The 25,150-nt window shown below is 35.6% G+C and carries 17 protein-coding genes; 4 read left to right on the top strand and 13 right to left on the bottom strand.

Annotated features, from left to right (window positions below; genetic code table 11):
- Positions 1–163 precede the first annotated feature (163 nt).
- Together GOQ17_RS11820 and GOQ17_RS11815 are read left to right on the top strand one after the other, a co-directional pair.
- Positions 164–3,508, top strand: coding sequence for a UvrD-helicase domain-containing protein (locus GOQ17_RS11820; RefSeq protein WP_159637623.1), 3,345 nt, complete (start codon positions 164–166; stop codon positions 3,506–3,508).
- Between the two features lie 171 nt (positions 3,509–3,679).
- On the top strand, positions 3,680–6,568 hold the full coding sequence (locus tag GOQ17_RS11815) for a PD-(D/E)XK nuclease family protein (protein WP_159637622.1): 2,889 nt from the start codon (positions 3,680–3,682) through the stop codon (positions 6,566–6,568).
- Between the two features lie 34 nt (positions 6,569–6,602).
- On the opposite strand, the gene GOQ17_RS11810 is transcribed toward GOQ17_RS11815, so the two are convergent.
- The 7 genes from GOQ17_RS11810 to GOQ17_RS11780 all read right to left on the bottom strand — a co-directional run bounded on the left by GOQ17_RS11810 (position 6,603) and on the right by GOQ17_RS11780 (position 14,146).
- Positions 6,603–7,469 carry a cupin-like domain-containing protein gene (locus tag GOQ17_RS11810; protein WP_159637621.1) on the bottom strand — a complete coding sequence of 289 codons (867 nt, stop codon included), beginning with the start codon at positions 7,467–7,469 and terminating at the stop codon, positions 6,603–6,605.
- Positions 7,470–7,625: 156 nt separating this feature from the next.
- Positions 7,626–8,660, bottom strand: a complete 1,035-nt coding sequence (locus GOQ17_RS11805; protein ID WP_159637620.1) for a gliding motility protein GldN — start codon at positions 8,658–8,660, stop codon at positions 7,626–7,628.
- 15 nt (positions 8,661–8,675) lie between these two features.
- Positions 8,676–10,199, bottom strand: a complete 1,524-nt coding sequence (gene porM, locus GOQ17_RS11800) for a type IX secretion system motor protein PorM/GldM (RefSeq protein WP_159637618.1) — start codon at positions 10,197–10,199, stop codon at positions 8,676–8,678.
- 42 nt (positions 10,200–10,241) lie between these two features.
- Positions 10,242–10,889 carry a type IX secretion system motor protein PorL/GldL gene (gene porL, locus GOQ17_RS11795; protein ID WP_159637617.1) on the bottom strand — a complete coding sequence of 216 codons (648 nt, stop codon included), beginning with the start codon at positions 10,887–10,889 and terminating at the stop codon, positions 10,242–10,244.
- Positions 10,890–10,944: 55 nt separating this feature from the next.
- Positions 10,945–12,243, bottom strand: a complete 1,299-nt coding sequence (gene porK, locus GOQ17_RS11790) for a T9SS ring complex lipoprotein PorK/GldK (RefSeq protein ID WP_236537136.1) — start codon at positions 12,241–12,243, stop codon at positions 10,945–10,947.
- A 189-nt stretch (positions 12,244–12,432) separates the two neighbouring features.
- Positions 12,433–13,200 carry a uroporphyrinogen-III synthase gene (locus tag GOQ17_RS11785; protein ID WP_159637616.1) on the bottom strand — a complete coding sequence of 256 codons (768 nt, stop codon included), beginning with the start codon at positions 13,198–13,200 and terminating at the stop codon, positions 12,433–12,435.
- 10 nt (positions 13,201–13,210) lie between these two features.
- Positions 13,211–14,146 (bottom strand): DUF4271 domain-containing protein, encoded by a 936-nt coding sequence (locus GOQ17_RS11780; protein WP_159637615.1) that lies wholly within the window; start codon positions 14,144–14,146, stop codon positions 13,211–13,213.
- A gap of 94 nt (positions 14,147–14,240) precedes the next feature.
- On the opposite strand from GOQ17_RS11780, the gene GOQ17_RS11775 reads away from it, so the two are divergent.
- The gene (locus GOQ17_RS11775) at positions 14,241–14,807 is read left to right on the top strand and encodes a DNA-3-methyladenine glycosylase I (protein ID WP_159637614.1); all 567 of its coding nucleotides are present in this window, start codon (positions 14,241–14,243) and stop codon (positions 14,805–14,807) included.
- Here GOQ17_RS11775 and hpt read toward each other — a convergent pair.
- The 3 genes from hpt to GOQ17_RS11760 all read right to left on the bottom strand — a co-directional run bounded on the left by hpt (position 14,804) and on the right by GOQ17_RS11760 (position 18,305).
- Complete coding sequence (gene hpt, locus GOQ17_RS11770; protein ID WP_159637613.1) at positions 14,804–15,349, bottom strand: hypoxanthine phosphoribosyltransferase; 546 nt, start codon at positions 15,347–15,349, stop codon at positions 14,804–14,806. The two genes, GOQ17_RS11775 and hpt, sit on opposite strands and share 4 nt — an antisense overlap.
- Positions 15,336–17,387: a transglycosylase domain-containing protein gene (locus tag GOQ17_RS11765; protein ID WP_159637612.1), complete on the bottom strand. Its 2,052-nt coding sequence runs from the start codon at positions 17,385–17,387 to the stop codon at positions 15,336–15,338. Before GOQ17_RS11765 ends, hpt begins: the two co-directional genes overlap by 14 nt.
- A 126-nt stretch (positions 17,388–17,513) precedes the next feature.
- Entirely contained in the window at positions 17,514–18,305 is a 792-nt protein-coding gene (locus tag GOQ17_RS11760; protein ID WP_159637610.1) for a DUF3575 domain-containing protein, read from the bottom strand.
- Between the two features lie 143 nt (positions 18,306–18,448).
- Here GOQ17_RS11760 and GOQ17_RS11755 point away from each other — a divergent pair, with 143 nt between their 5' ends.
- Positions 18,449–19,510, top strand: a complete 1,062-nt coding sequence (locus tag GOQ17_RS11755; protein ID WP_159637609.1) for an Mrp/NBP35 family ATP-binding protein — start codon at positions 18,449–18,451, stop codon at positions 19,508–19,510.
- A gap of 96 nt (positions 19,511–19,606) precedes the next feature.
- Here GOQ17_RS11755 and GOQ17_RS11750 read toward each other — a convergent pair whose 3' ends face one another.
- The 3 genes from GOQ17_RS11750 to GOQ17_RS11740 all read right to left on the bottom strand — a co-directional run bounded on the left by GOQ17_RS11750 (position 19,607) and on the right by GOQ17_RS11740 (position 25,002).
- The gene (locus GOQ17_RS11750) at positions 19,607–21,118 is read right to left on the bottom strand and encodes a RagB/SusD family nutrient uptake outer membrane protein (RefSeq protein WP_159637608.1); all 1,512 of its coding nucleotides are present in this window, start codon (positions 21,116–21,118) and stop codon (positions 19,607–19,609) included.
- Between the two features lie 3 nt (positions 21,119–21,121).
- Positions 21,122–24,361, bottom strand: coding sequence for a SusC/RagA family TonB-linked outer membrane protein (locus tag GOQ17_RS11745; RefSeq protein WP_159637607.1), 3,240 nt, complete (start codon positions 24,359–24,361; stop codon positions 21,122–21,124).
- Between the two features lie 173 nt (positions 24,362–24,534).
- A complete protein-coding gene (locus GOQ17_RS11740; protein ID WP_159637606.1) occupies positions 24,535–25,002 on the bottom strand; it encodes a helix-turn-helix domain-containing protein in 468 nt (155 codons plus the stop codon).
- Positions 25,003–25,150 lie beyond the last annotated feature (148 nt).

Here is a 25,150-nt window from a genome sequence, read left to right as displayed (position 1 = left end):
ATTATTTATGTATTCAACATATCCCCCGTACTTCATGTAAGAGGGGACGCAAAGATAAAAAGATTTTTTCAAACTAAAAAGCTTTAAATGAGACCAATTCACATTGTGTTTGATTAAGCCATGATTTTAGTGTATTTTCAATCTTCCAAATCATATTTCGAAAATGACGCATGTAGCTCCATTAAAAATTCTGAAAGCATCCGCAGGTTCTGGTAAAACATTTAGCCTGACCCTTCATTATATTACGTTGCTGCTAACCAATGAGAACAGTTACAGAGAAATTCTAGCTGTTACATTCACCAACAAAGCTACTGCCGAGATGAAAGAACGTATTCTTTCGGTTTTGCAAGGTTTGGCTACAGGAGATAAATCGGATAAAATTGAGAGTTTCAGAAAATTGTTGTTGGATAAAAATCCAAAATGGTCAGCTCACTTGATTCAAGAAAAAGCACATCGCGTCTACCGGAGAATTTTGCACGATTACAGTCATTTTACGATTAGTACGATTGATGGCTTTTCTCAAAAGGTTATCCGTTCTTTTACGTATGAATTGAATTTGGATGCAGGATATAAAATCGAAATGAATACCAACAAGGTCAAAGCGGATTTGACTATGATGCTGAATCAACTGTTGGATGAAAAACCCGAATTATTGGAATGGATTATCGGTTACGCCGAAAAGAAAATAGCTAACAATGAGAACTGGAATTATCGCAATCAATTGAGTCAATTAGCCGGTTTGATATTCTCGGAAAATTTTCAAGAATTTGACGGAGCATTAGCTTCTGCAGACACCAATCAGGTTTTTAATTTACTGAACAAAGAGATTTTTGATAAAACGCAAGAGTTTGAATCAATTCTTTCTGAAATACTCAAAGAATATAAAAATACAGTCGAAACTTCAGGAGCAGACCCTGAAGAATTAAAACAGGGAAAAAATAATAAGATATTCACAGCTTATAGAATTAAAGTCGAACCAGCAAAATTATCTCCTTCTAAGATTCAAGAAGAGATATTTGATAAGTTACTTGCACTAAATAATTATGATGAGGTATTTTGTTCTAAAAAGAAAGAAATAAGATATGATTTAATCAATTCTTTTAAATTGATTCTTGATAAGATTAATCAAATATTTGCTCTATTTCCATCATACATTGCTTATAAGGCTGTTCAAGGAAATCTGTATTATTTGCGCTTACTCAAAGAGATGTCGGATTTATTGAGTGTATGGCGGAAAGAAAACAGCGCGCAACTAATTTCGGATTCACAAATATTGCTGAATAAGTTGGGATTGGATGCACATAATGATCCAACATTTATTTGGGAAAAAATTGGCAATCGCTATAATTATTTCCTGTTTGATGAGTTTCAAGACACTTCACGTATACAATGGAAGAACTACAGCCCCTTATTGTTAAATGCATTAAGTAATACCGAAGGATTACAAAATGAGCATTTGATTGTAGGAGATGTTAAACAAAGCATTTACCGATGGCGAAATGGTGATTGGCGCATTCTGTTGCAACAAGTAGAAGAACAAGTCACACAAAATTTTCATTTGGATGAAGAAGGAAAAAAGCATTTTATCGAAAATGGAAATCTAGAAACTAATTTCCGTAGTCTTCCAAACATTATTCGATTCAATAATTATTTGTACCAAACGATACCAACACATTTGCAAAATGTATTGAATGATGCAGCACAAACCGAATTATCAGAAGAAGGATTGCGTTGGTGGCGTCAAGCGCAGAATGATAGCATGCTAGTACGTGCTTATGAAAATAGTGGGCAGGAAATTCCAGACTTCAAATTAAATGACAATTCAAATCAAGGTTCAATCGAAATTGAGTACATACCAGTAGATGATAATCGCTGGCGGGCAAATCAAGCTCAAGAAGAATCCATCGAGCGACTTTGTGAAAAAGTTGGCGAATGGATTTCAACAAAGCGCTATGAAGCCAAACAGATTGGAATTTTAGTAAGAAGTAACAAGCAAGCGATGCTCCTTATTCAAAAGCTGATGGAATACAAAAACGCTACAGGTATAAGTTTTGATGTAATTTCTGGAGATGCCCTGTCTTTGGCTTCCAACGACGCCATCAATCTTCTGGTCGAATCCTTGAAAGCGTTTGTTTATAACAGTGACAAGCATGTCATTCATCATGCACGCATGGTTTATCTGTATCAAATCATCCAAAATCAAACCTCTTTTGACCCAAATGCATGGCTTCTTTTCAAAGAAAATAAGATTGAAAATTTAAAAACATTACTTCCCGAAAGATTAATTGAAGATTGGAATACTTGGCAAAAATTGCCTTTAGTTCATCTTGTGGAAAAGTTGATTGAGATTTATGGCTTCACGAGCGAAAACAATGTGCATTTGCCATACATCTTAACCTTCAAAGATATTGTAGGCAATTTCACCGCAAATGGTGAACGCGGCATCAATCAGTTTTTGGAATTCTGGGACGAAGATGGCAATAAAGCTGTATTGCCGTCAAATGGTAAGGTAAACGCTATTGAGGTCACGACCATTCATAAATCTAAAGGATTGGCTTATGATGTAGTCATGATTCCATTTTGCTCGTGGACGTTGGATGGTATGACCAATGGTGATTTTTGGATAAATACAGAAAATACACCATTTGGTCAATTGGGTAGAATTCCTATTAAATACAGTTCTTCTGTTGGAAAATCTATATTTTACCAACAATATTTCGACGAAAAACTATTCAACTACATGGATTCGTTGAATACATTATATGTAGCAACGACACGCGCTGTAGAACATATTTATATTACAGCACCAGCTTTTGCTACAGATAAGAAAACTGGAGAAGCAAAAATTTGTGACGATTTGATTTCAGATGTCATTTATCAAGTATTGGACCATTCGAATGCACCATTCCAATTGGAAGAAAATAAATTGGCAGTAGACAACATTGTCAAAAAGGAAAATAAGGAAGATTCAAACGCCGAAGGACAAATAGCCTTGTCACATTATCCGATTTCAGTCGCAATGGAAAATGCGTTAGATAAGAACAGCAAACGTACGATTAATACTATTCTGATGCTCGAAAAAGCATCTCAATATGGTATTCTAGCACACGAAGTCATGGCTGAAGCTTCTAAAGAGTCCGATATTCAGAAAATCATAGCAAGGTATATTGACGAAGGTGTTTTAGCCTTAGAAAACAAAGATTTGCTTGAAAAAGAAATCTACCAAATTTGGCATCATCCGCAAATTAATCAATGGCTTTCGGGAGATTATAAGATTTGGAATGAAGCCGCTATAATCACCGCTGATGGACGCACATTGCGTCCGGACAAGGTATTCACGAAGGAGGATGAAACAATAATTTTGGATTTCAAATTTACTGGCGACAACTATATCGAGCATAAGACACAGGTCGACCAATACATGAATGCCTTACAAAATTTGGGCTATAAAAATATCAGAGGATTTCTATTCTATGCTAAATCCAATGATTTAATGGAAGTAAAATAAACAAGAAACCGAAGTAGTTCCGACAAATGTCGCCTTACAAAATTTTGCGTTTGCAATAAGGAAGAGACTTCGTGCAAAATTTTTCAGCGACGAGTTTTTGATTACTTTTTGTGGAAAAAAGTAATTGCCTGCCCGGCATGAGGGCTTAAGAAAACAAAGTTGATTCAACATATGAATACAGCATTTTTAGCACTAGTAGCAGAAGACATTAAACAACGCTTTGGAAAAAACCTATCCGAAATAGCGATAGTATTTAACAATAAACGTCCTATAACTTACCTCAAGAAACATCTTGCAGATACGTTTGGCCATGCGATATGGTCGCCACAATTTTTTACTATTCAAGAGTTTGTCAGTTTGGCTTCAGAAGCTGAACAAGTGAGCCAATTGACACAATTCTTTTATCTGTATGAATTGCACAATGAACTTTTGGCGAAAGAAGGTCTCCAACCCGAAACGCTAGAAGAATTTTATCCTATCGCAGAAATCATATTGAGTGACTTTGGACAATTAGACTATGATTTAGTAAATATCGATCATATCTATATGGAATTGTACGATACGAGCAAAATCGATATTGAGTTTCAGCATTTGACCAAGGAACAGCAAGATTTCATTCGGCAGTTTTGGCAATCGTTTAGTATTGCTGGTCACACAGGTGTGCAGGAACGCTTTTTAAAACTATGGAAAAGACTTCCTATATTGTATCGTGCATTCAAACAAAAACTCACGGAGCAGAATCAAACTAATTATCCAACATTATATAGACAGCTAGCTGATGGTATTTTGGATTCCAAAGCATTGGTACAGCCCTTCCAAAAAACACTTTTTGTAGGATTCAATGCCCTGAATAATGCAGAAGCAAAATTGTTCAAACAATGGCAAGAAGAAGATAAGGCCTTGTTCTATTTCGATGCTGATGCTTATTACTTAGAGGACAAACAGCAAGAAGCAGGCTTATTTATCCGAAGAAATATTTTCCAAACAGGACTACAAAATGCATTGGGCGAAGCTCCTAATATTATTGGTTCGCGTGAAGACAACATTCATCTATATGCTTCAACAGGAAAAGTGAGTCAAACTAAACTACTTCACGATGTTTTAGTAGAAAATGAAAAAGAAGGTAATACTTCGGCAATTCTATTGGCTGATGAATCTTTATTGGTTCCATTGTTGCAAAGTTTGCCCAATGTTAAAGTCAATATTACGACAGGTTTTCCGTTGACACAATCACCGATATTTGGAATTCTGGATTTATGGATGCGTGTGCATGAACAAATTTCACACCTCAAAAAAACTAAAGTTACATATCAAGAAGTAGAAACTTACTTAAACAATCCACTTACAAAAGTTAGTAGCAAAGAAAAAACAGAACTACAAAAGTTCATAGCGGATAAACAACTTTTTGAAATCAATATTGAGGATATCAATGTAAAAAACGCTGTATTACCACATTTCTTCAGACCATTGAATTCTTCGAAAGAAGTCATTGCGACCTTGATACATTTGTTGGATGAGCTGCTCGTCTCATTAGCACTTGATTCCCAAATTAAGCAAATTGATGCCAATCTCTTGATTGAAACCAAAAAAGTTTTGAACCAATTGCATCTAGGTTTTGAGAAGATTCCTGAATTGAGTATTCTCTTTCAAATTGGGTTAATCCGAAAAGCAATTGCGCCTATTAATTCGGCTATCGAAGGTGACCCGTTGAATGGATTACAAATCATGGGGTTGCTCGAAAGCCGATGTCTAAATTTTGATAATGTATATGTTTTAGGAGCGAATGAAGGCATTTTACCTAAAACTTCAAGCTCTCCGACATTTCTACCCAATACTTTACGTAGAGCATATGGCTTACCTATTTTGGAAAATCAAGATGCCCTTTCGGCTTACTTATTCTATCGCCATTTGCAATATAGTACAGGTATTCATTTATTCTACAACAGCATTGTAGACGAAAGTAGCACAGGCGAAGAAAGTAGATTTATTCGTCAGCTAGAATTTGAAAGTAAGTTCAAATTTATTAAAAGACAACAACAGCAACCTATCCTATTTCCGCCAAAAGAGGAAGAACTCATTATTCCCAAAACAAGAAAAGTGTGGGAGACAATGCGCGCAAAATATATAGATGGCAAAGCCAAAATTTCGGCAACAGCATTAACTACTTATTTGTTGTCGCCCTTGCAATTCTTTTTTAAGCATGTGGCTGAAATTAAAGAACCACCACGTATTTCACAAGAATTCGAGATGAATGTATTGGGTACAGTCATTCACAATGTGATGGAAACTATTCTGAAACCATATAAAGGTCTGAAAGAGTTTACTTCAACTCAAGTACTAAGAGATAAAATCAATGAAGTTGATACACTTATCATTCTCGAAATAGCTAAGCAGTACGGAGTTGAGATTACCGAATTAAAAGAACTAAATAGTTTGCAACGCATCATGCATAAGATTGCGAGCGAATATGTCAAAATGTATTTGGAATACGATGCCGATAACTATCAGTCTTTCCGTATTATCGAATTAGAAAATGACGAAGATTATGTTCTTGACTTCTCAATCCATGTAAATGGTAAAGAGGAAAACGTACAAATCTATGGTATCATTGACCGTGTAGATGAGGTTGTAACCGATTTGGGTGAAGTCAAGACACGCATTGTAGATTACAAAACCGGTGCTGATGTGGTGAAATTCTCCTCTATTGATAAAGTTTTTGCAGCAAATACAGAAAACAAAGCCTTAGTGCAAACGCTTTTCTACGCTTATGTATTTGAACAAAAAACTGGAATTAACAATCTAGAACCGAACCTTTACGTAGCTCGCAAAATGCGTGAAGAAGGAACTATATTTTACGGAAGTCGTGGTGCTGTGATGCAAGATGAATTTTTAGCCGAACAAAAAGAAGAATTTGTTAAATTTTTAAAAACAACATTAGAAGAAATTTTCAATCCTGAAATTCCTTTTAAGCACAATCCTGAAGCACATATTTATGAATCTGACCCATACACTCTATTTTACCGTAATGCTATGAAAGAGGAGGACGAAGTGTTTGAATAACAAAAATGGTCGAATAGAATTCGACCATTTTTGTTTACTTATATTTCTTCATTGCCTTATCGGCACGTTTACGAGCTCTGTCTATTTTGTAATGCAACCATTTGTCCTTAAAAATTTTACGCATGGTGTCATCAAAATGACGCGTAATAAATAAGTTGCGAGCACCTTTTAATTTTTCACCCAAAGAATTGGCTAAGGCGCGTACCGAAATAGAATAACCTTCTGTTTCGTATTGGATATAGTGCCACCATCCTGCAGGCATATAACATGTCTCACCAGGACCGATAATTACTTCATATCCTTCCAAATATTTCAATGCTGGATATTCCTCCAGACTGCTAGTTTTCAGATTGGCGATACTATGAAAATTGTAAGGTAATTTATACATTAGATCTGATTGGTCATTGGGGAACAACCAAATACGCTTATAACCTTGAAATTGAGATATAAATACATGCGACATATCAATATCGAAGTGATTACGTGTTGCAGAGCCTTCTCCACCAAAAAACATATAAGGCAAACCTTGCAAAACCTTTCCTCCTGTCACATCGTTATAAATAACATCCTTTTTCAATTCAGGACGAATCTTCAATAAATTGAATAAGAATAATCGTAGTTCGGTAGGTTCTGAGCTTATTTTATCCAAATACTGCCCGAAAGTCATTTTTCCTACTGGAGGACTTGCGGCATAGTTCTGTCCCTCTTCTTCTTTACCGTAAACATCAATTTTGACATCACCGGCTATTTCCTTGAAATAGTCGTAGCTCCATTTTGACCAGCAAGCACTATCCTTACTAATAAAGTCTTTCAAGATCACTGGCTGACTTTTGTTTAGATAATCTCTAACAAAATCATTAGGAGTAATTCCAGAAATGCTATCAACAGATTTTAGTTTCACAAGCTTTTAGTTTTTTACCAAGTATGTACAAACATAAAAAAAAATATTTCTACATTTTTAACTCTTTCCATATTTTATATCTATATACAATAGACATAAAATACACGACCAAATTTGTAGAAATATTTTATATTTTCTAGTGATTCAAATCACCAATTAGTAAGACCATAGGTCCTGCTCATAATCCATTAACGCTTTTTTGATACGTTCCGATTCTAATAACCTATCAATATCGTCTTTGATATAATCTTTAATACGTAAATCTTCTGAATTAGACTGCTTAATTATATAACTTGAAAATAAACGTTTTATAAAGACATCATCATAACTCAAGCCTGTAGCATCACTATGGCGATTCACAACCTCTTTATTCACAAAAACGTGTCGTGCTTCTGGAAAATAAATCCAAAAAGCAGGAGTAGCATCTACCTGTGGGCCAAAGTTATCTACTGCAGGTGCTGCTGCAACAGGAGCTTGTGGCTGATTTGAAGAATTTGCTTCTTGCTCTTGCGACTGTACTGCAAATGGATCGAATGGATCAACATTACTTGCCGCAGGTGTAGCAGTAGTCGCCGAAGTAAACACTTCTGCTCCTGGTATTTGAGGTGTAATTAATGGCGCAATTCCAATAATTCTTGGTTCAAATACAGCTCTTTGTTTATCAAAAATCCAATCTTCCTTAATTCTGAATTTCAAAACACTTTCGCCACTCCAGTCGCGCATTTCGTAGTGTGAGCCAATAACTTCATTGTTTTCGTTATATTGCTCTACCAATACACTATCACCACCCAATCTAGCCATTACTTGATCTATTGGCAAAATATTCTTGAAACTATCGCCATTAGGATCATTCTTCGTAGGCGTAGGATCATAAGCTGTCAATTCACCATTCTGAATAGCTTCTACTATAATATCCATAAGGCGCGCCTTAGGAGAAGCAAAAGCTTGATTCATCTTTTCGCGTAAATCAATCTCACGCCATATACGCTTGCTAAATGCCACATCCGTCTGACGAATAGGAGCGTAAGGTATAACCTTGCGATTCTCTACATCAGATTTCACTACATAACCATCCACAGGAGGTTCCTTTTCATGAACTGGCTTCGTACTATTGGATAAGTTTTCCACTTGTGCATTTACTGCGAGTGTAGTAACTATACCAATTATTAATGTAAAAAAATTCTTTTTCATAGAATATAAATTCTATTAGTTCGTTACTTGAAATGTAATAGCATTCAAATTCTGAGCGACACCATCAGGCCCGACCCCCACAATGTCATAAATCATAACTACTGAACCTGCAGTAATTCCTGATAATGCTGATTTCATTTGTCCACTAAAACTATTTCCTGAAGCTGCGTAAGGTCCAATAGGATCTACGCGAGGCTTACTGATATACATATTAAATTTAGTCACTTGAAATTTAGCATCAAAATCAAAATTTTCTAATGATGCTGAAACAACAGACTGCCCTCTCAATTGCGCTGCAGAAATTCGACCACCATCTTTACCACCAATTTTTGCAGTAGGTTTTGGAATACGCTTTACGCGGAATTTTGAAACACCCAAATTTTGTGTTTTACCATCAATAGTCGCACTAACATTTAATGTTACTTCACCTGGACTAGAAACACGTGCGGTGAATTTTCCACCACCTCTCGCATTCAATGTAACACCAGACCCTGACAATTTAAGCGATTCAGCAGGTACACCTGGTGCTGAAATAGACAATGGATTATCAACGCCAATGTACATTACATTCATTGCATCAGGAGATACTACAGCAGAAGGTTGTGACACCTGAAATGTCATAGGCTCTGTCTCATATATTTTTACAGTACCATCAGTTTGCTGCACAGAAATTGATCCTTTCCAGGTATGCGTTCCTACTCCTGGTGTATAAGAATAAGTTCCTTGACCATCTGTAACCGGAATTGACGATCCATTTACAGATATTTTTGGATTTGATTTTGAATCATAAGCTGTCAAAAAAACTTTAGCTGTATAAGGCTGACCAGCAATCAAATAAGAAGTTGGCGCTACTGCCACTGCTGCAAACTTATCTAAGTTTACCACAGCTTGATCCATTTTTCCAAAAATATGCTTCACCACCGCTGATTCCGCATTTTTTGCATCTGCATTAATTTTTTCTAATGCAGTAATGGCTGCTGTCAATGGAATTCCATCACCAAAGTTCGATTCTTCCCATGATTTCCTAATTCCGCCTCGTGGAGCTGGATCTTCCGCAGCTAATGCAAAGCTTACTTCATTGTTTGTTAATTTTTTAAGCTCAGCAGAAGTCTGATTAATTAAGTCACGAAGTTGTTTTCCTCTTTTTTCATTAATCATTAAACGCGCAGAAATATCTGTGCTGCTTCTGAATTTTACATCTCCTGTTTCCTCATCAACTCCTCCACCTTCAGACGCAAGCAACTTGTTATATTCTGCCACTTGTGCAGTTAATTTTGCGACTAACGCTTGTGCTTGTTCTGCCTTCTGTAATATTGGCTGTGCTCTTTCTGGATTTTCCTTCAATTTTGTCTCTCTAAAAGACAAAAACATATTATCAATACCCGTTTGTGTATTTTGAGTAGAAGTACTTAAGCTATTACCCAAATTCTTAAATGCATCTAAAATGGAATCACTTACATTCAATGCTACTAACCCTAGTAACACCAAATAAAGTATTCCAATCATCCGTTGTCTTGGAGTTTCCTTTTGTCCTGCCATGTCTTGTAATTTCTCTACGTTAAATCTTAGATTTTACTACAATTATGCACGATTATTGATATTCATCGCTGACAACATATTTCCGTACACCGCATTAAGCGAAGACAAATTCTTATTAAACGCTGAAACTTGCTCCTTAAACTGTTGCATATCAGCCGAAGCTTCATTAAAAGTCTGCAAATCTGCAGCTGCACGCTCGAATGCATGACTTAATTGGGAAGCTCCTGTTGACGCGGCATTTAATTTGTCCGCAAATTGATTAGTAGCGGTAGCCGTATCAGCTACTTTGGAAATAGACGCAACCTTGTCACCAAATGCGCGAAGACCATCACCTAAGTTTCCAATTAAATTTTCATCTATTTTAGCGTCTTGCAATAATTTATCTAAAGCAGCAGTATTTCCAATTGCTGCAGGCTGAGCAATTGCTGGGGCTTGCACACTTCGTGTTGGCAATTCACCAGAGAATTCTTCGTCCAATTCTGGATATACACGAGTCCAATCAACATCTTTCTCTGAAGCCATAAAGCCCATTATGAAAAATAACAACGCTTCAACTGCCAATCCAATTCCAATCATCCATTCCCCACCTTTGAAATGAAGAATTTTAAACATTAATCCTACAATAACCACTGATGCACCCCAATTAATTAATGTATTGATGCTGAAACCAAATTTTTTCTTCTTTGCCATAATTACTTGTATATTATTTAGGTTTGTTGAGTTAGTATTTTTTTAATTTAATTTTCTATTTAGAAGCGGATCCCGCCACACGTGTTACTGATCTAAAACCAAGATAAGATTTGGCTGTATCTTGAAATTCATATTGTCTTGTACCATTTTGCAAAAAGAATCCGATATCCTTCCAAGAACCACCACGTATTACCTTACGTTTCATTGTTTCGGTATCGCCTTCTTTAGCAGAATAATTATAAGTAGGATTCATATCATGTACATAAGAATACCCCGATTCATCATAAGATGATTGCGTCCATTCAGATACATTTCCAGCCATATTATACAAACCATAATCATTTGGAAAATAAGAATAGACTGGAGCTGTATATGCATAGCTATCCTCTACATAATTACCGCGACCAGGCTTAAAATTCGCCATTAAACATCCACGCGCATTACGCGCAGTCGGTCCTCCCCATGGATATGGTGAACCGACACGACCACCACGAGCAGCATACTCCCATTCTGCCTCAGTAGGCAATTGGTAATCAATACGATGAGGTCTTTTATCTTTTGTAGCTTGATTATTATATAAATTTGTTCGCCAAGCATTGAAGGCTTGAGCTTGCTTCCAACTCACACCTACCACCGGGTAATCGTCATATGATGGGTGCGAAAAGTAACCTTTTACAAGTGGTTCATTTGCCGCATAATGAAAGTCTGTCATCCAAACTGTGGTGTCCGGATAAATGCTTATTTTCTCTCTGTGAATAAAATCTGAACGCTTTTTTGTGCGATCATTCTTGTGGCGAATTGCATTCTCCAAATCATACCATTCATAATGATAATTTACCAAGCGAACATCCATTTCATTCTTACCAAACAACTTATCATCACCTTGGTAATACATGCTTTCCAAACGTGTTTTTACATTAGCATCGGTAGAGCGCCATGGAGATTGTCGTCTTACTTTTTCCCAATCGATATATTTAGTGCTACCTTGTCCTTGACTTTGTAAAAAATAAGAAGGATCTCCTAAATAATCGGTTACCATAATGGAATCACGAACCCAATAAACAAATTGTCTATATTCACTATTGGATATTTCAGAATCGTCAATATAAAATGGCGCGATAGTCACCTGACGATTTTGAGCTGTTTGAGAATATGTAATATCCTCATCCGACTGCCCCATGATAAATGTACCACCAGGTACTAAAACCATTCCATATGGAGTCTTACTTTTTTTTAGTTTGTCTAATCGTACTCCAATCAATTCTCCATTATTCGTAGATGTCTTACATCCAATAGTCAGTACAATTAGCAGAATTCCGAAAATATATTTTAACATCAAATGATTAACAATCATAAGTCTATAGCAATACAGGTTAGTTCAACGCATTTAATCGCCTTGAAATTCAAGTAAAAATAAGCTAATTATGGCATTTAAGAAAGTTTAATTAAAATTAATTGAAAAAGTATCTAAACTTGTAGCCAAATAACGAGAAAAGGTCAGCATTTTAATTACTGACCTTTTATGTTATAAAACTTATAAAAGTTATTTGTTTACCATTTTAATATACTGCTCTACAGCCATTGTCATACTTGGTGCTACTGGAGTAGGTGCAGGAATATCAAGTATTAACCCCTTATCCAACAAGGCTTGTTGCGTAGTGGCTCCGAAAGCTGCGATGCGCGTATTATTTTGAACAAAGTCAGGGAAGTTTTCATATAATGATTGTACACTAGATGGACTAAAGAAAACAATCACATCATAGAATACATCTTTCAAATCTGTAATATCGGTAATTACAGTCTTGAACAATACAGCTGGCGTAAAATTATAGCCATTTTCTTGAAGCCACTTTTGAGTTTCCTCATTAGCCACATCCGAACAAGGGAATAAGAATTTTTCTTTACTGTGCTTTTTCAATACTTCTTCCAAATCCTTCGCCGTTTGTTTTCCGAAGAATATCTTACGCTTACGGTACTGAATATATTTCTGTAAATAAAGCGCGATAGCCTCTGAAATACAAAAGTATTTCATTTCAGCAGATACTTCAAAACGCATTTCTTCACATACTCTGAAAAAATGATCTACGGCATTCTTACTGGTGAAAATTACTGCAGTATGTTCAGCAAAATTGATTCTTTCTTTTCTAATCTCTTTTGCAGGAACTCCCTCCACATGTATAAAACCACGAAAATCTAATTTTAAGTTATATTTTTCCGCTAACGCAAAATAAGGAGACTTATCATTTTCTGGTCTTGGTAAAGTAACTAAGATGCTTTTAACTTTCTTAGCTCTAGCAACATCAATCTGCATAAACTTTTATTTAATTGTTTAGTGATTTCACTAATATCAAAATCGGTGCTATTTCTAAGGCACAAAGATAAAGAATTAAATAAAAGATTGAAAACTTTAGATTACCTAATAAATTAAAAGCTGTACGAATCATTCGATAGGTAAAGAGAAAAATGGTACCTACAACTAATATCACTACCAATATATCTATATATGAGAACGGCAAAAAGACCGCCAAAATAAGTAGAGGAATGAGGAATAATAGGCTATTAAAGTACACAATATACAACATTGTGATATAATTGCGAGCTAATTTCTCTGTCTCAAAAATCACAGAGATAATTCGTACTAGTAGCAATTTGGCCACAAACATCACACCGATAATGAGAGACAATCGTGTAAAATTATTGATTGTAAGAAAGAGTAAATCCTGTTTTGCACTAAAATATATTAATAAAAATAACCCCAGTGAGAAGCTAAATATTATATATAAAAAGATGTATGGCCATGAAGTCAATACATTATCCTCCTTACTAATTTGCGCTAAAACCCTTTCGTTGAAACATCCATAAATAATATTCAAGAAAGTTGGATAGAAGAAAATCCGAACTAAACCTATGCTGAGCAGAATAAGAATCAACACCGAAACAAGCCATATTGGTCTATTTAATTTTTCTATTTGCGGTGATAGATTACGTGCTTTTTTTAGCTTATCCATCTTTGCGAACCACGCACCCAAATCAGTGTATTCAATCTCGATAATACTTAATAAGCTATCTCGAATGGGATTGGATATGGCAGTAGCATTTGTATCCAAAATAACATAATTAAATGGTAAAGCACTCTTCTGAGATTGCGTTAATGTATCGATCTGAACATCTTCAATTCCGACTTCGTTATGTACGGATAGTGAGTCTTCCTGCTTTGCAGACGTTATGTAGGAACACAACAAAAATAAAAACAACATGATATGTTGCTTATTTTTTATAATTTGCTTCAAATAGTTATTTCCTAACATACAAAGTCAAAGGTATGATTTTGTAGTATATTTTTAAACAATTATGACAACTACTGTACAACGTTGCCCTTGGTGCGGTGACGATCCCTTATATTCCCAGTATCATGATGAGGAATGGGGCAAACAAGTAAAAGATGATAAGACATTATTCGAATTTTTAATATTAGAATCCGCACAGGCTGGATTAAGCTGGATCACAATTTTGCGCCGTAGGGAGGGATACAGAAGATTATTTGCTGACTTTAATGTAGAAAAAGTAGCAAGATTTACACAAGAGGACGTAGAGAATATAGTTCAAGATCCCGCAATCATTCGGCATCGCGGCAAAATAGAGGCTTCCATTTCAAATGCGCAAATATTTATTGCTATTCAGAAAGAGTTTGGTTCTTTTTACAATTACTTGTACCAATTTCTTCCAAATCAACAGCGTATTGAAAATAAGGTGGAAACTTTAAAAGATGCTCCTGTAGAATCAATTGAATCAAAAGCTATAGCTAAAGATTTAAAGAAAAGAGGTATAAAGTTTTTTGGGAGTACAATCTGCTATGCGTATATGCAGGCTGTCGGCATGGTTAACGACCACTTGCAAAGTTGTGACTTTAGGAATTAATCTCCTAAAGTCACCTCTTTATAAATATCTTTGAGATTACGGTAATAACCGTTGTAATCTAGACCATACCCAATCACAAACTCTTTATCAATCTCAAAGCCTACATATTCTATATTATCAAATTCATGTTGCAAACATGAAGGCTTCAACAAAAGACTACAAACGGAAATACTTTTTGCGCCTTCATTTCTTAATGCATCAATAGTAAATTTCAAGGAATTACCACTATCCACTACATCTTCAACAATAATTACTTCCCTATCTTTCAAATCCAAACCCACTCCTATCAATTCCGCAATATTTCCTTGAGCAGTTCCTGAATAGGATGCCAATTTGACAAAACTCATTTCACTTTCAATATGAATTTCTTTCATCAAATCAGCCATAAACATAAAACACCCATTTAAGACTCCAATAAATACTGGCCTTCTGCCCTCATAACGTAAATTAATATCAATCCCTATTAACCGAATTCTCTTCTTTATTTGATCATAACTGATGAAAGGCTCAAAACGCAAATCATCAATCTCAATTATTTTCATGCTTTTCCCCAATTAATTTATCTAGTATTGATTTTCGTGCATTCTCTTCAGCCTCTATCTCTTTTATAATTAGTTCGTGTTCATCAAGCACATCAAAAGTAGAATCTCTAACTACTGGTGCTTTTGGTCGTAATGATGGTTGCAATACAACGTCGTAGAAACCATAATTTTCTGACACCGAAACATCATTAAGTTCCCCCAACTTACGCATAATAGAACCATAGGTATTAAAATGACGTTGAACCCAACTTTTAAGATGTCCCGTGTGATCAAAGGATGATAATCCCGTCTTTGGCCTTGGTATGATACTCGACAGGAAAAGACTTTCACCCAAAGTCAATTGCTCTGGCTTTTTCTTAAAATAATATTCTGATGCTTCTGTAATACCATATACGTTCTTACCCCATTCGATAACATTTAAGTAAATTTCAAATAGACGATCTTTACTTACTTGCCCAGAAGCCTCCATCAACCAGACTAATAGGATTTCTTCAAACTTCCGGTTTAATGTCTTTTTCCTATTCAAAAAAACATTTTTAACTAGTTGCATCGAAATCGTACTAGCTCCACGCTTAAACATCTTCTCTTTCACATTAGTCGCTATGGATAATTTAAAGGCTTCTTGTTCAAAACCATTATGTTTATAAAAGAAGGGATCTTCTGTATTTCTAACCGTGGTCTTAAGTACATAAGGAATTTGACTCAAAGGTCTGAAATTAGGATTTTCAGGCCCAACAACAAACCTCTTGACCAACACGGTGTCGTTGTATGCATCGTATACAAACGATCGATTCAATGAATCTATATTCGCGCTGCCCCACGACATAATTTTCAAATCCTCATCATCTATTTTAGATACAAAAGTCAGATCATCTGGCTTATCTAGATCAATTGAAAAATCCAAATCATAAGCGATGGCCCCTTCCACTTTTACCCCCTCTATATTTTGAAATAATCCTTTTGGCAATGCATCAAAGAAATCTTGTGCCTGAAACATTCCTGTATGCAAAGCAAGATCTATTTTTTTAGAAGGCTTAAGTTCAACTTTTACTCTGGGAGAGACGGAAAAGTCATTCACACGAAGAGTGGAGTTCTCGCGCAATGCTATATAATTGTCTGCAAATTGCAATCCCCCTTCCATTTCAGCCTGAGGAAGAACAATTGTTGAATCTGACAATCTCCAATGATAAACTTTCAAGTTCTCGTAGGCAAATGTTCCCCCCACCTCTAATAAATTCTTTTTGAGTTTTGTTACGTCTTTTAAATCAAAAATCAGTTTATCAAAACTTACTGCTAAACCAAATTTACTCCGCAAAAAGGGCAATTCTACATCTGCCTCTTTTGAAGATACTTCGACACGCATACGCTGTGCGCCAGCATCTACCTTTCCCGACAACACCCATTCGGCATCATGGTCATTAAGAAAAATAGAAGACTCAAAACGTCCAGAATTCATTTGCGCATCAGGGATACGGACTTTTTGCGTAATTTTATCATCTGCATACGACAAGACGAAATTTTTCAAATCCATGTCATCTGGAACTAAAGCAAAAAATTGATTACTTAGACGCTCTACCAAATCTGCAAACCCCTTCGATTCTTGATTAAGTCTCACCTCTTTAGAGACATCTTTCTTTCTGAATAGAAAATCATAGTTACTTAGTGAATCCTTTTTAACTAATGAAAAATGTCCATTCTCAATTCCGATTGCACCCACTTCCACATTTCCAATTAAAAGTGGCAACACGCGAACAGAAACGGAAAAAGTTTCGATTGAGGCTAATGTATCCCTATCCTCTGGTACAATTAAAAGATTTTTAAACTCAACAGTTGTTAAACTTGAGAAGTAATATTTATCAACTGAAAAGTTAACCTTATAGTCACGCTGAAGCTTTTGTTGAACCTTGAATATTGCTTTATCCAACAATCCTTGACGTTTGGACATTCCTATCGCAAATCCAATTCCCAAAACTAAAATAATGGAAGCACCAACAATCACAAACCATTTATTACGCCTTTTCGAAAAAAAATCACTCATGAAGTTTCGAATTTAAATTCTTGAATAAAAATAGAATTTTATTACCGAATACTTCTACATCAAAACAAAAAAAGGTTATGCCCCCTTGATAAGCACAACCTTTCTAACTATACAAAACCTTATTTTTTAGAATCTATACCCGATGGATAAACCGCTTCGGATATTTGCCCAAGGACTATTATTAACTTTAATATCCGCACCTTCTCCTGTTACATTATAATCCATCTTTATCTTTACAGGAAGATCTTCCATATCAGTTTTCAATTCTGATAGAGCTTCTTTAAGACCATCCTGTTCGTCCGCATTTAATGACATTTTTCCGCTGACTGAACCTTTGGAAGTGCCATAACCAGGTCCAAAAAAACGCCAATCCAAATACACACTCTTGCTTAATTTGAAGTTTACTCCTAGCGACAAACCCGCTGTAAAAGTCTTTAAGTCTCCATTCAATGGGATTTCTTCTTTTCGATCATAAACAGTCTCGCCGGCAACCTCAGCTTCAACATCAAACATATAAGGCGCTTCAAACCCAAATTTTGTATATTTCACATAGGGAGCTAAATAAAAACCTCTTCCCTCTCCCCTATTAGATGTGTAGAAACGTACTTCAGGAGTAAAAGAGGTTGTTGAAGATTTGAATCCAGAAATCAAACTTAAAATTTCATCCTCTTCATCAAATGATTTTGTTATTTGTGATTCAAAAGGTAAACTTGATTTTGGTCTTAAAGCTAAACTGATACCTGCTGATATTTTTGGTGTCAAGAAACGCTCATATTCAAATGCAAATTTTCCGGTAGCCAAAGTTAATAGATTAAACTTAACTGCATTAAGCTTTTCGAAAGCCTCCAACTGTCTCTGTTGCGCATTGACATGGCAATACACAAATACAGAAAATAATAGTAAGAATAATTTTTTCATATTTATACAATAATTGTAGTTTAACACAAAACTAATGAAAATTCAAATTGAATGATAATGAATTAATACTCTCTTTTAAAACATCCGTATGACAAGAATATATCAGTGATTTATTAGCTTTGTGCAAATAGAAAGTGTAAAAAATGACTATTACGCAAGAACAAGTATTACATGCATTAAGTCACGTTGAAGAGCCGGATTTGAAAAAAGATTTGGTTACTCTTCATATGATTCAAAATATTGAAATTTTTCCCAATAAAGTAAAATTTGATGTCGTATTGACGACACCAGCCTGCCCATTAAAAGGCCATATCGAACACGCTTGTCGCAACGCTATTGCTTTATTTGTCAGCAAAGAGATAGAAGTTGAAATAAATATGACTTCGCGTGTCACTAGTGTTGATCCTAACCAACTCAAAGGAATTAAAAATATCATTTTAGTTTCTTCAGGAAAAGGCGGGGTGGGAAAATCTACCGTTGCAAGCAATTTAGCTTTAGCTTTAGCAAGTAAAGGTGCTAAAACAGGATTACTAGATGCTGATATTTATGGTCCTTCCCTACCTATTATGTTTGGTTTGGAAGGCGCTAAACCAATGGCTTCTCAATTGATAGATGGATCAACTAAAATTGAGCCTATTGAAAAATTTGGTTTAAAACTTTTGTCAATCGGTTTTTTTACAGATCCGAATCAACCTATACCTTGGAGAGGCCCCATGGCTACTTCGGCTATCAAACAATTATTTAATGATGCTGACTGGGGTGAATTAGATTATTTGGTAGTAGATATGCCTCCAGGCACAGGCGATATTCATATCACCGTATCCCAAACTTACCCTATATCAGGCGCAGTCATTGTGACTACACCGCAAAATGTAGCCTTGGCTGATGCCATCAAAGGTATTGGCATGTACAAAATGGAAGGTATCAATGTTCCTATTCTAGGAATTGTAGAAAATATGGCCTACTTTACACCTGCCGAATTACCAGATAACAAATATTACATCTTTGGTAAGGATGGTGGGAAACGCCTTGCAGAAGAAAATCAAATCCCATTCTTAGGCGAAATTCCTCTTGTCAAATCCGTAGCAGATGCGGCAGATAATGGCTTCCCAATCGTATTAGATCATGAAGATCCTATCGGGGAAGCGTACAACAATATTGCCGGAAGAGTAGCTCAAGAATTGAGTATCCTGGCGAATAGGTAACTAAAAAAATGGCTTTTAGACTGTCTCCCTAAACACAATATTTAAATATATACAGTCATTTTGAATGACTGTATATATTTAATAAAGAGAAATTATCTACCTTGTTATAAATGGATTATTTAAAATTTCTGCTTGAGGTATTGGGAAAGTTAGTTTTTGCGCATCATAAGGTATAACTTCTCCTTTAGTTGAATAGTGATTACTTGCTGTTGTAATTGATTTTTTATTCCTTTTATTATATAGATATATTTTACCTTCTCCCCACAATTCGATACGTGTTTGTAAGTAAATTTCATCTTTCAGTGCTTGACCACTCAAAGTGTTGATATAAGTTGCATCATCTAATCTTAGATCTAATAACCTTTTCAAAGTAGATCTTGCAGCAGCATCTTGAGACAAATTAGCATTAGCTTCCGCATTTAACAAATAAAATTCATCCGCTCGCATATACAAATAATCGCAAGTAACAGGGTTTTGTCCGTCCCACACCCGTGCTGGATCAAAGAATTTGTTTAATGGATATAACCGTGTAGCATGAAATTGTCTTTTGCGTATATCTGTAGCGGGAATTAAGTCGTATAAATCTTTACTTATTAATTTTGCATCACCTGAGGAAGCATAACCATATGTATAATAATCCATATGAGCCCAAAATGTATCGAATAAAAGACCATTTTCGATGGTAAGATCCGTTCCCCAAATCCAACTAGGTGTTGCAACATTATTAAATCCTGATTCAGGATTCGTAAGCACACCGTTTGTTACAATACCCGTAGTCTGACTTTTAGTAGTCAATGGATGACCGCTATTACTAATAATATCATTAGTCAATGTAACCACCTCTTGCCAATCCGCTTGTGTACCTCTTGCCATCAAAGCATAAGAAAGTAAACCTTTAGCGACATATTTATTAACTTGAGACTTTGAAGTTCTCTCAAAACCTTCTAAATAAACTATAGCTTGCTTTAAATCAGATACAATCAAATCATACACTTCTTTGGATGTAGAAAGAGGTAAATTAGCTTTTTCCACTTTTGTGTATAACGGAAGAATAAGATCCCCATCTGAACCATATCCTTTTCTAGAGAATAGTTGAGATAAGTAGAAATATGCATATGCTCTCATAGCTTTGGATTGTCCCATTATGTATCTTTTAGATGTCTCATCTTCTGGAATTTCAACATCTGTACCACCTAGTGCATCTATGATTGTATTAGCGCCAAAAATAATCCTATAATAATATCTCCATGGTACATAAACATTGTTCGTAGTAAAATCTAATGTTGGAGTATATTGTCCCATCGCGCCATACCATCCCCAATCTGTACCTTCAATAACAGCATCAGATGTTAATAAATCCATATTGATGTCTTGTCCCTTCTGTCCAAAATCATCATCTACACCACTAGTTCCCCCTGTACCAGGCTCAAACATTGTAGAATACAATCCTAAAACACTTCCGTTCAACAATTCTGGATCTTGCTCAACCGCCTTCCCAAGATCCTCCTCAGAAATAGTATCGGTTGGTGATTTTTCCAAAAAATCCTTACTACATGCACTTAATACAAATAATGCCACAGTAAATATGTAAAAATAATTTCTTTTCATAACTTAAAATTTAGCTCTTAAACCTGCTGAAAAAGTAGAAAGAGGAGAATATCTATAAACACTCGATGATCCACTTTCTGATGACGAAGGATTGAACCCCTTTCTCTTAGTTGACAACCATAAATTATCTCCTGAAACCCAAACACTTAAACCACCAAAACCAATAGTTCGAAGTACGTTATCATTAAAATTGTAACCTAACCTCACATTGTTTAATGAAAAATAATCTGCCTTAGTAAGGAAACGAGTAGATGCAGAATTGATATTCAAATCTCTGTTATTCGAAAGCTTAGGCACATCGGTTTCATCTCCTGCCTTTTGCCATCTATTAAGCATATCTTCATGCCAATTCGCGTCACCTATACGTCCATTCCCCATAAGAGATGCATATGCACCATCGTATGCATATCCTCCTAGGCTATATAAAAACTGGGCGGTCAGACTAAACCCGTTATATCCTGTTGATATATTGAAAGCACCTCTAATCTTTGGAATAGCTGTTTTATTAGCATACATCAAAGTAGCTCTTTGATACGTTTTAGTTTCTGACTCTTGGATCTCCAAGTTTTGAGTATTCTCAAACACCTCTAAACTCGTAATGTGCTCTGCTGGAATAATGTCTCCATCATCATCATTTTGCGTTCCATCATCATAAACTCCATTACCATTCAAATCTGTCCAAAACATTCTCCACTTTGCTCTACCATCCTCTGGATCTACACCCACATAATCTCTTAAATAAAAGTCATAAATAGATCTTCCCTCAGCCCATGCATAACTACCTTGTACATCTACTTTCTTAGGTTCATTTGTAGATGGATCAATTGGCATTTTAGTGATTTTATTTCTAAAAATTTCTCCATTAACACCTAAATCAAAATAAAAAGTCTCACTTTTAAATAAATGACTAGTCAAATCAAATTCAAAGCCCTTATTTTGTAGTTTTCCATCATTAACTCTTATTAGCGCGTAACCTATAGAAGGACCTAGTCTTCTATCAAAAATCAAATTGTCTGTATTTTTGATATAATACTCAAAACTACCAGTCAAATAATTTCCGACTTGAAAATCTACACCTGTTTGAAACATACGTGCTGACTCCCATGAGAGATCAGGATTTCCTACAACTGGTGTCCCAATAGAAGGCACTCCATCCAGTGGGGTAATAGGGAATGTTACTAACCCCGGGTAGTAAGAACCCACAGACTGATCTCCAATTACACCATAACTAATTTTATATTTCAAGTAATCAAAAACATTTTGCTTCTGCATAAAATTCTCCTTTGACATGATCCATCCTGCTCCAATAGAACCGAAAGTTCCCCACTTGTTATTCACAAATCTCGAAGAACCATCACGACGCACACTTCCTGATAAATAATACTTTTGATTATAATCATAGTTTACTTGCCCAAAGTAACTTTCAATTGCAAACCCCTCTTCGTAAGAAGAAAAAGGCAAAGTAACAACAGCATTATCAAACTCGTAAGAATCATCTCTTACTAGCTGATTCTTTGAGCCAGATAGATAATTATTAGAATAATCTTGGCTCTCATGTGCTGCTAAGGCTTCTAGATTATGACCTCCAACGAAAGATGTTTTATAACGAAGTAAATTCAACAATGAGTATGAAAAAGTCTCTGTTCTGCCTTGGCTAATCAAACCATTAGTCTGTTCACCTGGACCGTAGAATTTACTATATCTGACAACAGATTTATTATGATAATAATTGACAGCGATTGAGTTTTCAAATGTCAAACCATCGATAATATTAAAATTAGCATAAGCACGACCATTCACTTCATTTCTAAATGCTCTTCTTAAACCATAAGTTGCATCCGCAATTGAATTTGTCGAACCTGCAAAGCGGCGATTAGGATTTCTTCCGTAATCAAATACGTATCCCCCGTAGTAAGGGTCTTCAATTTTATTACCATCTTCATCCCGCTGGAATACCGGAAAAATAGATGGCATATTATCTACAAACCAAAATACACTACCAGAATCCTCACTTTGCCCATTAGTTGTTCTTTGGGTTCTTGCATATGATAAGTTCACACCTGAGTTTAACCATGTCTTGACTTTATTATCTAGATTAACACGCCCTGTTAAGCGTTCGAAGTCTGAATTGATTGAATATCCTTTGTCATTCAAATAACCAAATGATGTATAATAATTGTTCGTTTCAGCAGATCCCCCTAATTTGATATTAATATCTGTTCTAGCTGCATTCTGAAAGGCGTGATCACCCCAATACTCCGGATCATATTTTCTTGTTACCCCTGGTTTAACAGTTCGAGTAACTGGATCAATCAAATCGGCAACAGAAGTTACATTCCATAAATTATATCCAGCACTAATTCCTGTGCCTCCAAAAAGGTTGTTATTTGCAAAAGTTGTAGGATCCGCATTACCTGCAGCGACTGCCTGATTGTATACAGATTCCCACGCCAATCCAATAAAAGTCTCCGGGGATTTTATTGTTTCATACCTTGGGATTAATGCTGCATTTGTCCCAAAATTAACATCTGCCTCTAGAAAAGGAGCTTTCCCTTTCGAACTTTTTGTTGTAACTAAAATCACACCATTAGCTCCTCTAGATCCATAAATTGCAGTAGCAGTACCATCTTTCAAAACTGTTGTTGACTCCACGTCAGCCATATTTAAAGAAGTAAGGTTACCTGTAAAAGGTACACCATCCACGACATACAAAGGCGCACGATTACCATTGACAGAACCTAAACCTCTGATACGTATTGTAGCTGTAGTACCAGGTTGTCCACTCGAATTAATCACCGTAACACCAGCAACTTCTCCAGCTAATGCTTGTGAAATATTGGACACATTTTTACGTTCTAGATTTTCGGAAGTAATTTTTTTAGCAGATCCAGTAAACGCTTCCTGAGTAGTACTACCATATCCAACAACTACCACCTCTTCTAGTGCCTGATCGCCACCTTGTAATATTATGGATAAAGTTGTGGAATTACCAATGGAAACTCGCTGGCTTGTGTAACCTATATAGGATACATTTAACGTTGATCCAGCAGTAGCCTGAATTTTAAATCTACCTGATCCATCCGTTTGGGTAGCAGAATTAGTTCCTACAACAGATACAGAAGCCCCATTAATTGGAGTTCCATCTGTTGATGTCACCAAACCACTCACTTCTCGAGTTTGCGCATATGACACGCTAGTAACGCAGGCCACAGCAAACAATGTACTGAGTAATTTTCTCTTCATAAATTATAGTTTTTGTTAGTAATTAACACATTTTATCCTTTAATAAATTGTGATATGCTAACATAGTTAATTTTATTTAAAATGTTAAAATATTTAACATTTTAAATAAAATTAACTGAATATTCCGGACCATACTGGCTCTTCTTCAATTTTGATGAAAGTATGTTAATTAATTACACTTTATGAACTAAACCTTTTTTCTTTTCAAACACAATTCCAACCTTTTCGAGCAAGTTATAGACTTGTGCCTTTTGATAGGTTAAGCCATATTCTTTATCAATCCATTGAGCCACAAGTGGGCCTGTCCACTTTACAGATTGATATCCATAATCCGAAGGTTTTTCGTGTATGACCAAGCTTTTGATTCTTTCGAGTTGTTTGTTTGATAAATTGCTCCGTCTACCACGCCCTTTCTTATCTTTTAATCCTTCAATACCTTCTTTTTCAAATCTATGAACCCAATTTGTTATCTGCTTGAAGCTGATATTATGTAGTTCAGACAACCGTCTGCTCGAATAACCTAATGCAACAAGATATACCATGTATAGTCTTATACCAACGGTATAAGCATCATTTGTATTTAATAATTTCTTTATCTCTGTTGCGTCTGATCGCTGAATTTGTAAGACTGATTTTCCCACTGTAATTTATTTTATCTAAATAACAAATATATAAATTATTATGTGTAATTTAATATTATACTATTAGTTATGATTCCAGAATTTGTACTTCCTGCCAATTTACAGTTAAAAGCTGAAACAACGTACACCTCTCTAGGAGAGCTTTATA

Source organism: Sphingobacterium composti (genome assembly GCF_009829075.1).
Lineage (GTDB): Bacteria > Bacteroidota > Bacteroidia > Sphingobacteriales > Sphingobacteriaceae > Sphingobacterium > Sphingobacterium composti.
This window is presented reverse-complemented; position numbering and strand designations above follow the sequence as displayed.

Coding starts and splice junctions, on each gene's coding strand:
- GOQ17_RS11820 (WP_159637623.1), top strand. CDS start 164: ATGACGCATGTAGCTCCATTAAAAATTCTGAAAGCATCCGCAGGTTCT.
- GOQ17_RS11815 (WP_159637622.1), top strand. CDS start 3,680: ATGAATACAGCATTTTTAGCACTAGTAGCAGAAGACATTAAACAACGC.
- GOQ17_RS11805 (WP_159637620.1), bottom strand. CDS start 8,660: ATGAAAAAGAATTTTTTTACATTAATAATTGGTATAGTTACTACACTC.
- porM (WP_159637618.1), bottom strand. CDS start 10,199: ATGGCAGGACAAAAGGAAACTCCAAGACAACGGATGATTGGAATACTT.
- porL (WP_159637617.1), bottom strand. CDS start 10,889: ATGGCAAAGAAGAAAAAATTTGGTTTCAGCATCAATACATTAATTAAT.
- porK (WP_236537136.1), bottom strand. CDS start 12,243: ATGATTGTTAATCATTTGATGTTAAAATATATTTTCGGAATTCTGCTA.
- GOQ17_RS11785 (WP_159637616.1), bottom strand. CDS start 13,200: ATGCAGATTGATGTTGCTAGAGCTAAGAAAGTTAAAAGCATCTTAGTT.
- GOQ17_RS11780 (WP_159637615.1), bottom strand. CDS start 14,146: ATGTTGTTTTTATTTTTGTTGTGTTCCTACATAACGTCTGCAAAGCAG.
- GOQ17_RS11775 (WP_159637614.1), top strand. CDS start 14,241: ATGACAACTACTGTACAACGTTGCCCTTGGTGCGGTGACGATCCCTTA.
- hpt (WP_159637613.1), bottom strand. CDS start 15,349: ATGAAAATAATTGAGATTGATGATTTGCGTTTTGAGCCTTTCATCAGT.
- GOQ17_RS11765 (WP_159637612.1), bottom strand. CDS start 17,387: ATGAGTGATTTTTTTTCGAAAAGGCGTAATAAATGGTTTGTGATTGTT.
- GOQ17_RS11760 (WP_159637610.1), bottom strand. CDS start 18,305: ATGAAAAAATTATTCTTACTATTATTTTCTGTATTTGTGTATTGCCAT.
- GOQ17_RS11755 (WP_159637609.1), top strand. CDS start 18,449: ATGACTATTACGCAAGAACAAGTATTACATGCATTAAGTCACGTTGAA.
- GOQ17_RS11750 (WP_159637608.1), bottom strand. CDS start 21,118: ATGAAAAGAAATTATTTTTACATATTTACTGTGGCATTATTTGTATTA.
- GOQ17_RS11745 (WP_159637607.1), bottom strand. CDS start 24,361: ATGAAGAGAAAATTACTCAGTACATTGTTTGCTGTGGCCTGCGTTACT.